Source organism: Streptomyces sp. WELS2, assembly GCF_013870595.1.
GTDB lineage: Bacteria > Actinomycetota > Actinomycetes > Streptomycetales > Streptomycetaceae > Streptomyces.
This window is the reverse complement of the sequence record NZ_JACBWZ010000160.1, coordinates 1-10,416: the sequence shown is the minus strand read 5'-3', so window position 1 is coordinate 10,416 and position 10,416 is coordinate 1. Positions and strand designations below refer to the sequence as shown.

At 69.6% G+C, this 10,416-nt stretch carries 10 protein-coding genes; 1 reads left to right on the top strand and 9 read right to left on the bottom strand.

Translation table 11 applies throughout. The features are described 5' to 3' along the window. Window positions 1–322: glycerate kinase (locus tag H5J33_RS12755; protein WP_181795019.1), on the top strand; the 322-nt coding region annotated here is incomplete at its 5' end. Window positions 323–425: 103 nt separating this feature from the next. Here H5J33_RS12755 and pssA read toward each other — a convergent pair. From pssA to H5J33_RS12710, 9 genes are all read right to left on the bottom strand, one after another. Continuing rightward, the gene (gene pssA, locus H5J33_RS12750; RefSeq protein ID WP_181795021.1) at window positions 426–1,244 is read right to left on the bottom strand and encodes a CDP-diacylglycerol--serine O-phosphatidyltransferase; all 819 of its coding nucleotides are present in this window, start codon (window positions 1,242–1,244) and stop codon (window positions 426–428) included. Window positions 1,245–1,266: 22 nt separating this feature from the next. Next, on the bottom strand, window positions 1,267–1,917 hold the full coding sequence (locus tag H5J33_RS12745) for a phosphatidylserine decarboxylase (protein ID WP_181795018.1): 651 nt from the start codon (window positions 1,915–1,917) through the stop codon (window positions 1,267–1,269). A gap of 170 nt (window positions 1,918–2,087) precedes the next feature. After that, window positions 2,088–3,293 (bottom strand): acyl-CoA dehydrogenase family protein, encoded by a 1,206-nt coding sequence (locus H5J33_RS12740; RefSeq protein ID WP_181795017.1) that lies wholly within the window; start codon window positions 3,291–3,293, stop codon window positions 2,088–2,090. Between the two features lie 2 nt (window positions 3,294–3,295). Then, window positions 3,296–3,865, bottom strand: coding sequence for a MaoC family dehydratase (locus H5J33_RS12735; RefSeq protein WP_181795016.1), 570 nt, complete (start codon window positions 3,863–3,865; stop codon window positions 3,296–3,298). Between the two features lie 5 nt (window positions 3,866–3,870). Continuing rightward, window positions 3,871–4,833, bottom strand: coding sequence for a CoA ester lyase (locus H5J33_RS12730; RefSeq protein WP_181795015.1), 963 nt, complete (start codon window positions 4,831–4,833; stop codon window positions 3,871–3,873). After that, a complete protein-coding gene (locus tag H5J33_RS12725) occupies window positions 4,830–6,857 on the bottom strand; it encodes a protein meaA (protein ID WP_181795014.1) in 2,028 nt (675 codons plus the stop codon). Before H5J33_RS12725 ends, H5J33_RS12730 begins: the two co-directional genes overlap by 4 nt. 17 nt (window positions 6,858–6,874) lie before the next feature. Then, the gene (gene ccrA, locus H5J33_RS12720) at window positions 6,875–8,212 is read right to left on the bottom strand and encodes a crotonyl-CoA carboxylase/reductase (protein WP_181795020.1); all 1,338 of its coding nucleotides are present in this window, start codon (window positions 8,210–8,212) and stop codon (window positions 6,875–6,877) included. A gap of 441 nt (window positions 8,213–8,653) precedes the next feature. Next, window positions 8,654–9,466, bottom strand: a complete 813-nt coding sequence (locus tag H5J33_RS12715) for a TetR family transcriptional regulator (RefSeq protein WP_181795013.1) — start codon at window positions 9,464–9,466, stop codon at window positions 8,654–8,656. A 136-nt stretch (window positions 9,467–9,602) separates the two neighbouring features. Beyond that, on the bottom strand, window positions 9,603–10,416 hold an 814-nt coding region (locus H5J33_RS12710; RefSeq protein WP_258565040.1), incomplete at its 5' end, for a 3-hydroxyacyl-CoA dehydrogenase family protein.

The window sequence follows — 10,416 nt, the reverse complement described above, 5'->3', positions numbered from 1 at the left end:
CGAGGTCATGCTGGACGTCCTCGGCTTCGCGCCCGCCCTGGAACGGGCGTCCCTGGTGATCACCGGGGAGGGCTCGCTGGACGAGCAGACGCTGCACGGCAAGGCGCCGGCGGGGGTGGCCGCGGCGGCGCGGGCCGCGGGCAAGCCGGTGGTGGCCGTCTGCGGACGGCTCGCCCTGCCGACGGAGGCGCTGCACCGGGCCGGCATCTCGGAGGCCTACCCCCTGACCTCGGTCGAGCCGGACATCGCCAAGTGCATCGCTGACGCGGGCCCGATCCTGGAACGGGTCGCCGTCCGTCTGGCCGAGGCCCATCTGCGCTGACCCCCCGGGGGCGGAGCCCCCAGGGCCCGGGCACAGGCGAGGGGCCCCCTACCCAACCGGGTAAGGGGCCCCTCGTCAAAGCGCCGCTACGGCAACCGCACCGCTACGGCAACTGCGCGGCCCGCGCCTCGCGGCGGTTGTCGCGGAAGTTGTTCACCCGCCGCGCCGTGGCGAACAGCGGAATCACCGCGCCCATCACCAGCTGGAGCGCGCAGCCCGTCTGCAGCAACAGCTGACCGCTCGGCGCGTCGAAGGCCCACGCGGCCAGCAGCCCCATCGACAGCACGATCCAGCAGAGCATCGCCCCGGCCAGCCGGCCCCGCGGCTTCGGGTACTCCACCCGGCTCACCATCAGCCACGCCGTCCCCAGGATCGCCAGCAGCGTCGCCACGAACGGCAGCTCCAGCAGCACGATCGAGACGACGGTCAGCGCGCCGAACGGCGAGGGCATGCCCTGGAACATGCCGTCCTTCAGCGTCACGCAGCTGAACCGGGCCAGTCTGAGCACCACGGCCAGCAGCACCACGATCGCGCCCACCGCCGCCACCCGCTGGTGCGCGTCGTCGGCGACCATGCCGTAGACGAGCACGAAGTACGCGGGCGCCAGCCCGAAGCTGATCAGGTCCGACAGGTTGTCCAGCTCCGCGCCCATCGGCGACGAGCGCAGCTTGCGCGCCACGAGCCCGTCGAACAGGTCGAAGACGGCCGCGCAGAGCATCAGGATGACCGCCGTGGCCGCGCTGTGGCGGGCCATGCCGGACTCCTGGCTGCCGGTGAGGTGCGGGATCAGGATGCCGGTGGTGGTGAAGTACACCGCCATGAAGCCGCACGTGGCGTTGCCCAGCGTGAGCGTGTCCGCTATCGACAGCCGCAGAGAGAGGGGCATCTCCTCCTCTTCGTCCACCTCGTCGGCCTCGGGCACCCAGCCCGCCTGGGTCTCCGGATCAATCACGGTCAATGCGAGTCACCCCAGCCACGGTCTTCTGTCCGACCTCGACCGCGACCTCCACGCCCTCGGGCAGGTAGAGATCGACACGCGAGCCGAAGCGGATCAGACCGATACGGTCGCCCTGCTCGACCTTCGTGCCCTCGGGGACGTAGGGCACGATGCGACGGGCCACCGCGCCGGCGATCTGGATCATCTCGATGTCGCCGAGTTCGGTGTCGAAATGCCAGACTACGCGCTCGTTGTTCTCGCTCTCCTTGTTGAAAGCCGGAACAAAGCCGCCGGGGATGTGCTCGACGGACGTCACCGTGCCCGTGAGGGGCGCGCGGTTGACGTGGACGTTGAGCGGGCTCATGAAGATCGCGACGCGGGTGCGGCCGTCCTTCCACGGCATGATGCTCTGCACCACGCCGTCGGCGGGCGAGATGACCCGGCCCTCGGCGATCTCGCGCTCGGGATCGCGGAAGAACCACAGCATGCCCGCCGCGAGCGCGGTGGCGGGCACGGCGACGGCCCTGGCGGCGCCGGAGCGGCGGGCCCGGAGCAGGCTGACGGCTGCGGTGGCGACGGTCGGGAGGAGCCACGGCGATGCTCCGCGCGCGAGGCGTGCGCCTACCAGGCTGTCGCGGTGTGCAGAGGAGTGGGGCATGGATGACCTTCGTAGCGGATGATGCCGCGCTCTGACGGGGGACGGCGGCTTTCCCGGGATCGTACCGGGCGCGGCCCACAACTGGGCAAGCCAGGAAGCCGAGTCGGCGGCCGAAGAACGTCTACGGGGTGTGATCTTCTTCTCGAAGAAAACACCCCGTAACCGGACAATCAGCCCTGGAATCGATACTCTTCGAGCAGTCGGCGGCCGATGATCATTTTCTGGATCTCGGCGGTACCTTCACCGATGAGCAGCATGGGGGCCTCCCGGTACAGGCGCTCGATCTCGTACTCCTTGGAGAAACCGTAGCCGCCGTGGATCCGGAAGGCGTCCTCCACGACCTCCTTGCAGTACTCGGAGGCCAGGTATTTCGCCATGCCGGCCTCCAGGTCGTTTCGCTCCCCGGAGTCCTTTTTGCGGGCCGCGTTGACCATCATCGCATGCGCGGCCTCGACCTTGGTGGCCATCTCCGCCAGCTTGAACTGGATGGCCTGGTGCTGGGCGATCGGCTTGCCGAAAGTGTGACGTTGCTGGGCGTACCGGACACCCAGTTCGAAGGCGCGCTGGGCGACGCCGCAGCCGCGCGCCGCCACGTTGACCCGGCCGACCTCCACACCGTCCATCATTTGGTAAAAACCTCGGCCGGTGACCCCGCCGAGCACCCGGTCGGCCGGAACGCGCAGGCCGTCCATGATCAGCTCGGTGGTGTCGACGCCCTTGTAGCCCATCTTGTCGATCTTGCCGGGGATGGTCAGGCCCGGGCGGACCTCGCCGAAGCCCGGCTCCTTCTCGACCAGGAAGGTGGTCATCGACTTGTGCGGGGCGGTGCCCTCGGGGTGTCCTTCGTCACTGCGCACCAGCACGGCCACGAGCGAGGAGGTGCCGCCGTTCGTCAGCCACATCTTCTGGCCGCCGAGGACGTACTCGTCGCCGTCCCGGACCGCCTTGGACGTGATCGCCGACACATCCGAGCCCAGGCCCGGCTCCGACATCGAGAAGGCGCCCCGGATCTCGCCGGCCGCCATCCTCGGCAGGAAGTACTCCTTCTGCTCCCGCGTCCCGTGCTGCTTGAGCATGTACGCGACGATGAAGTGGGTGTTGATGATGCCGGACACCGACATCCAGCCGCGGGCGATCTCCTCCACGCACAGCGCGTAGGTGAGCAGCGACTCGCCCAGGCCTCCGTACTCCTCGGGGATCATCAGACCGAACAGGCCGAGTTCCCTCAGGCCGTCCACGATCGCTTGCGGGTACTCGTCGCGGTGCTCCAGCCCGGTCGCGACCGGAATGATCTCTTTGTCGACAAAATCCCGGACGGTGGAGAGGATCTCCTGCTGGACGTCGGTCAGACCGGCGGTCTGGGCGAGACGGGCCATCGCTACTTCTCCTGCTGCTTCAGCTCGGACCCAGGGGTGCCGCCCCGCAGGGGCGTCGTTTGGGGGTGGTGGTGGGAGACGGGCGGGCGGCCCGGCTGTTCGCCGCCGCGCTCCTTGATGTACGTCCCGGTGGGCACCATCACCTTGCGGCGGAAGACGCACACCAGGGTGCCGTCCTGCTTGTAGCCCTTGGTCTCGACGTGCACGATCCCGCGGTCGTCCTTCGACTTCGAGGGCCACTTGTCCAGCACGGTCGTCTCGCCGTAGACCGTGTCGCCGTGGAAGGTCGGCGCCACGTGCCTGAGCGACTCGATCTCCAGGTTGGCGATGGCCTTGCCGGAGACGTCCGGGACGGACATGCCGAGCAGCAGGGAGTAGATGTAGTTCCCGACGACGACGTTCTTGCCGAAGTCCGTCGTCTTCTCCGCGTAGTTGGCGTCCATGTGGAGCGGGTGGTGGTTCATGGTGAGCAGGCAGAACAGGTGGTCGTCGTACTCCGTGACCGTCTTGCCCGGCCAGTGCTTGTACACCGCGCCGACCTCGAACTCCTCGTAGGTGCGTCCGAACCGCATCGCGCTCAGGCCTCCGGGATCTCGAACGAGCTGGTGCGCCGCATCCCCGCGGCGCGCCCCTTGCCGGCGATGACCAGGGCCATCTTGCGGCTGGCCTCGTCGATCATCTCGTCCCCGAGCATCGCGGAGCCCTTCTTGCCGCCCGCCTCGGAGGTGTAGTACTCGTAGGCGTCCAGGATCAGCTCGGCGTGGTCGTAGTCCTCCTGGGAGGGGGAGAAGACCTCGTTGGCGGCGTCGACCTGGCCCGGGTGCAGCACCCACTTGCCGTCGAAGCCGAGGGCGGCGGCCCGGCCGGCCACCTCGCGGAAGCCGTCGACGTTGCGGATCTGGAGGTAGGGGCCGTCGATCGCCTGGAGGTCGTTGGCGCGGGCGGCCATCAGGATCTTCATCAGGATGTAGTGGTAGGCGTCCGCCGGGTAGCCGGGCGGCTGCTCGCCCACGACGAGCGACTTCATGTTGATCGACGCCATGAAGTCGGCCGGGCCGAAGATGATCGTCTCCAGCCGGTCGCTGGCCTCGGCGATCTCGTTGACGTGGTTCAGGCCCCGCGCGTTCTCGATCTGCGCCTCGATGCCGATCCGGCCGACCTCGAAGCCCATGGTCTTCTCGATCTGGGTCAGCAGCAGGTCCAGCGCCACCACCTGCTGGGCGTTCTGCACCTTGGGCAGCATGATGCAGTCGAGGTTGGGGCCGGCGCCCTCGACCACCGTGACCACGTCCCGGTAGGTCCACTCGGTGGTCCAGTCGTTGACCCGGACCACCCGGGTCTTGCCCGTCCAGTCGCCCTCGTTGAGGAACTTGACGATGGTGTGCCGCGCCTCGGGCTTGGCGAGCGGCGCGCACGCGTCCTCCAGGTCCAGGAAGACCTGGTCCGCCGGGAGGCCCTGCGCCTTCTCCAGGAAGCGCGGGTTGCTGCCCGGTACGGCCAGGCAGGAGCGCCGGGGACGAAGGCGGTTGACCGTTGTCATGCGGGGACCTCCAGGGGGTCGAGCTTGTTCGCTTTCCGGATCTCGTCCACGATGCGGCCGATGATCCCGGTGATGTCGAAGTCCTTCGGGGTGAACACCGCGGCCACTCCGGCGGCCCTGAGCTGTTCGGCGTCACCGCTGGGGATGATGCCACCCGCGATCACGGGTATATCTGTGGCACCGGCCACACGCAGCCGTCGGAGCACGTCCGGGACCAGCTCGGCGTGCGAGCCGGACAGGATCGACAGGCCGACCGCGTGGACGTCCTCGGCGAGGGCCGCGTCCACGATCTGCTCGGGGGTGAGCCGGATCCCCTGGTAGACCACCTCGAAGCCGGCGTCCCGGGCGCGCACGGCGATCTGCTCGGCGCCGTTGGAGTGCCCGTCCAGACCGGGCTTGCCGACCAGGAACCGCAGCTTCCCGACGCCCAGCTCACGGGCGGTGGCCTCGACCCGCGCGCGCACGTCGGCCAGCGCCGAACCGGCCTCGGCGGGGACGGCCACCGGCGCGGAGGAGACCCCGGTGGGCGCCCGGTACTCGCCGAACACCTCGCGCAGGGCGGCGGCCCACTCGCCGGTCGTCACCCCGGCGCGGGCGCACTCCAGGGTGGCCTCCATCAGGTTCTCGGTGCCCTTGGCGGCCTCCTTCAGCCGCTCCAGCGCCTTGCACGGGCGCGGGTGGTTGAACGGCGGCTGGTAGCGGGTGTCCCGCCAGTCGCGCAGGGCCTCGACGACCCGGGCCTCGACCGCCGGGTCCACCGTCTGGATCGCGGTGTTCAGGTCGGCCGTGAGCGGGTTCGGCTCGGTGGACTCGAAGATGTTGACGCCGACGATCTTCTCCTCGCCGGACTCGATCCGGGCCCGGCGCTCGGCGTGCGCGGCGACCAGCTGCGACTTCAGGTAGCCGGACTCCACGGCGGCCATGGCGCCGCCCATCTCCTGGATGCGGCCGATCTCGGCGAGGGCGTCCGCGACCAGCCGGTCCACCTTGGCCTCGACCACCTTCGAGCCCTCGAAGACGTCGTCGTACTCCAGCAGGTCGCTCTCGTAGGCGAGCACCTGCTGGATGCGCAGGCTCCACTGCTGGTCCCAGGGGCGGGGCAGGCCCAGGGCCTCGTTCCAGGCGGGCAGCTGCACGGCACGCGCGCGTGCGTCCTTCGACAGGGTGACCGCCAGCATCTCCAGCACGATCCGCTGGACGTTGTTCTCCGGCTGCGCCTCGGTCAGGCCCAGCGAGTTGACCTGGACGCCGTAGCGGAAGCGGCGCCGCTTGGGGTCCTCGATGCCGTACCGCTCGCGGGTGATCTTGTCCCAGATGCGGCCGAACGCCCGCATCTTGCACATCTCCTCGATGAAGCGGACGCCCGCGTTCACGAAGAAGGAGATCCGCGCGACCACGTCGCCCATGCGCTCCGCGGGCACCTGGCCGGAGTCGCGCACGGCGTCCAGGACCGCGATCGCGGTGGAGATCGCGTACGCGATCTCCTGCACCGGCGTGGCTCCCGCCTCCTGGAGGTGGTAGCTGCAGATGTTGATCGGGTTCCACTTCGGGATGTGGGAGACCGTGTACGCGATCATGTCCGTCGTCAGCCGGAGGGAGGGCCCCGGCGGGAACACATGAGTGCCCCGGGACAGGTACTCCTTGACGATGTCGTTCTGGGTCGTGCCCTGGAGCCGGGTGATGTCGGCGCCCTGCTCCTCGGCGACGACCTGGTAGAGCGCCAGCAGCCACATGGCCGTGGCGTTGATCGTCATCGAGGTGTTCATCTGCTCCAGCGGGATGTCCTGGAACAGCCGGCGCATGTCACCGAGGTGCGCCACGGGCACGCCCACCCGGCCGACCTCACCGCGGGCGAGGATGTGGTCGGGGTCGTAGCCGGTCTGGGTCGGCAGGTCGAACGCCACCGACAGACCGGTCTGGCCCTTGGCGAGATTGCGCCGGTACAGCTCGTTGGACGCCTGTGCCGTGGAGTGGCCGGCGTACGTCCGCATGAGCCACGGCCGGTCCTTCTGACGCTCAGTCATCTATGACCTCGGGTGTCTCAGACGTTGCGGAAGCGGTTGATGGCGTCGATGTGCTTGGCGCGCAGCTCCGGATCGCGCACGCCGAGGCCCTCCTCGGGCGCCAGGCACAGCACGCCGACCTTGCCCTGGTGCAGGTTGCGGTGGACGTCGTAGGCGGCCTGGCCGGTCTCCTCCAGGGAGTACGTCTTCGACAGCGTGGGGTGGATCCTGCCCTTGGCGATCAGCCGGTTGGCCTCGTACGCCTCGCGGTAGTTGGCGAAGTGCGAGCCGATGATCCGCTTCAGGGACATCCACAGGTAGCGGTTGTCGTACTCGTGCATGTAGCCCGAGGTGGAGGCGCAGGTGGTGATGGTGCCGCCCTTGCGGGTGACGTAGACGGAGGCGCCGAAGGTCTCGCGGCCGGGGTGCTCGAAGACGATGTCGATGTCCTCGCCGCCGGTGAGTTCGCGGATGCGCTTGCCGAACCGCTTCCACTCCTTGGGGTCCTGGGTGTGCTCGTCCTTCCAGAACTTGTAGCCCTCGGCGGTGCGGTCGATGATCGCCTCGGCGCCCATGGAGCGGCAGATCTCCGCCTTCTGGGGGGAGGAGACGACACAGATGGGGTTGGCGCCGCCGGCGAGCGCGAACTGCGTGGCGTACGAGCCGAGTCCGCCGCTCGCGCCCCAGATCAGGACGTTGTCGCCCTGCTTCATGGCGGCGCCGTTGCGGGAGACCAGCTGGCGGTAGGCGGTGGAGTTCACCAGGCCCGGGGCCGCCGCCTCCTCCCAGGTGAGATGCTTGGGCTTGGGCATCAGCTGGTTCGTCTTGACCAGCGCGATCTCCGCGAGGCCGCCGAAGTTGGTCTCGAAGCCCCAGATGCGCTGCTCGGGGTCGAGCATGGTGTCGTCGTGGCCGTCGGGCGACTCCAGCTCGACGCTCAGGCAGTGCGCGACGACCTCGTCACCGGGCCGCCAGGCGTTGACGCCGGGGCCGGTGCGCAGCACCACGCCCGCGAGGTCGGAGCCGATGATGTGGTACGGCAGGTCGTGGCGCCTGGTCAGCGGCGACAGCTTGCCGTAGCGCTCCAGGAAGGCGAACGTCGACACCGGCTCGAAGATCGAGGTCCACACCGAGTTGTAGTTGACCGAGGAGGCCATGACGGCCACCAGGGCCTCGCCGGGGCCCAGTTCGGGCACCGGGACCTCGTCCAGGTGGATCGACTTGCGCGGGTCCTTGTCGCGGGTCTGAAGGCCCGCGAACATCTCCGTCTCGTCCTTGTGGACGGTGATCGCGCGGTACGACTCGGGGAGCGGCAGGGCGGCGAAGTCGGCGGACGTGGCGTCCTGCGACTGGATCGCGTCCAGGATGTCCTTCACGGTCACGGTGTTGCCTCCGGCGGTGAGCGCCCTGAGGGAGGGGCGCCTGAGGGTTCGTCGGTGCTGGGATGCGTGCTGCTGAGGGTGACAAGGGGGTGCCGTCGGTTCGGCGTGGTGGTGCTCCGGCAGCGCTTTGTGGCGCGGGAGGGTGCCTGTGACGCAGGCGTCCGGGCGCGCGGGCGGGGGGCCCTCGGGGACAGCCGACGGGCAGGTGATCGCTGCTCGCCGGCCGCCCGGACGCCACCAACGTATGACACGGCGTGTCAGGTGACAAGGCACTGAGTGCCAGAAATTGCTCTCAGATGAAATCTTTACGTAACAGATGAGCGATGATCGATCAACGCTCGGCAAACGAAACGGGCAGTGAGCGGCACTCAGTGCCACTCACTGCCCGTCTGTCGCGGTCCGGCCGGTTACGGCCGGTCTCTTCCGGCCGCTGTACTACGACCGTTCCTTCAGCGCCTGTTCGATGGTGCGCATCACCTCGTCGAGCGGGGCGTCGGTGCGCGCCACCGTCACCAGGACCTCGCCCTGGGCGGCGGAGGCGGTCGCCGGGGTGCGCGGGGTGCTCTCCCGGCCGGCCCCGATGCCGTTGCCGAAGGTCCTGCGGACGATCGCGAAGGCGTGGTCGAGCTGGGCCTCCACGTCCCCCTGGCCGCCCGCCCGCAGCCAGCGTCTGAGGACGTGGTTGTGGGCGGTGACCACGGCCGAGGCGGCGACCTCGGCCAGCAGCGGGTCGTCGTTGGCGTCGTCGGCGTGCGCGTGCTCGTCGAAGTGGCCGAGCAGATAGCGGGTGAACAGGCGCTCGTAGCGGGCCACCGAGGCGATCTCGGCCTCGCGCAGGGTGGGCACCTCGCGCGTGAGCTTGTAGCGGGCCACCGAGATCTCCGGCGCGGCGGCGTACATCCGCATGACCTCTTTGATGCCGCGGCACACGGTGTCGAGCGGGTGCTCGTGCGCGGGGGCGGCGTTGAGCACCGCCTCGGCCCGGACCAGCGTGTCGTCGTGGTCCGGGAAGATGGCCTCTTCCTTGGAGCGGAAGTGGCGGAAGAAGGTGCGCCGGGCGACCCCGGCCGCGGCGGCGATCTCGTCGACGGTGGTGGCCTCGTACCCCTTGGTCGCGAACAGCTCCATGGCTGCTGCCGCCAGTTCCCGGCGCATTTTCAGCCGCTGGGCGGCGGCGCGACTGCCTGCGGCACTTTCCGGCGCGTCGGGCGTAGCTGGTGTACGTGAGGACTTGGCGGGCTGGGACATGACCCGAACGTACTGCATGTGCGCACGTTGATGCGCAGGTCCGGGATGTCCCCCGCCCGCCGGGGGCGGGGGAGCGGCGGCCGGTTCGAGCAGTCCGCCCCAGTCCGGCTCCGACCGGAACCAGTCGCCGGCGCCGTCAGCGGCGGGCATACTCGCGGAAGCCGCGGCCCGTCTTGCGGCCGAGGCAGCCCGCGGCCACCAGGTGCTCCAGCAGCGGCGCCGGGGCGAGGCCGGGGTCGCGGAACTCGCGGTGCAGCACCTTCTCGATGGCCAGCGAGACGTCCAGGCCGACCACGTCCAGCAGTTCGAACGGGCCCATCGGGTAGCCGCCGCCCAGCTTCATCGCCGCGTCGATGTCGTCCGGGGACGCGTAGTGCTCCTGCACCATCTTGACCGCGTTGTTGAGGTACGGGAACAGCAGCGCGTTGACGATGAACCCGGCCCGGTCGCCGCAGTCCACCGCGTGCTTCTCGATCCGGCCGCAGACCTCGCGCACGGTCGCGTGGACGTCGTCGGCCGTCAGCACCGTGCGGACCACCTCGACCAGCTTCATCGCCGGGGCCGGGTTGAAGAAGTGCATCCCGATCACGTCCTGCGGGCGCGAGGTGGCGCGGGCGCAGGCGACCACGGGCAGCGAGGAGGTGGTGGTGGCCAGGACCGCGCCCGGCTTGCACACCTTGTCCAGCGCCGCGAACAGCTGCCGCTTGACGTCCAGGTCCTCCGCGACCGCCTCCACCGCCAGGTCCACCTCGGCGAAGGCGTCGTAGGAGCCCGCCGGGACGATCCGCTCCAGGGCCCCGGCGGCGGCCTCGGCGGTCAGCCGGCCCTTGTCGACGGAGCGGGCCAGCGACTTGCCGACGCGGGCCCTGGCCGCCTGCGCCTTCTCCTCGCTGCGGGCGGCGAGGACCACGTCGTAGCCGGCCTTGGCGAAGACCTCGGCGATGCCGGAC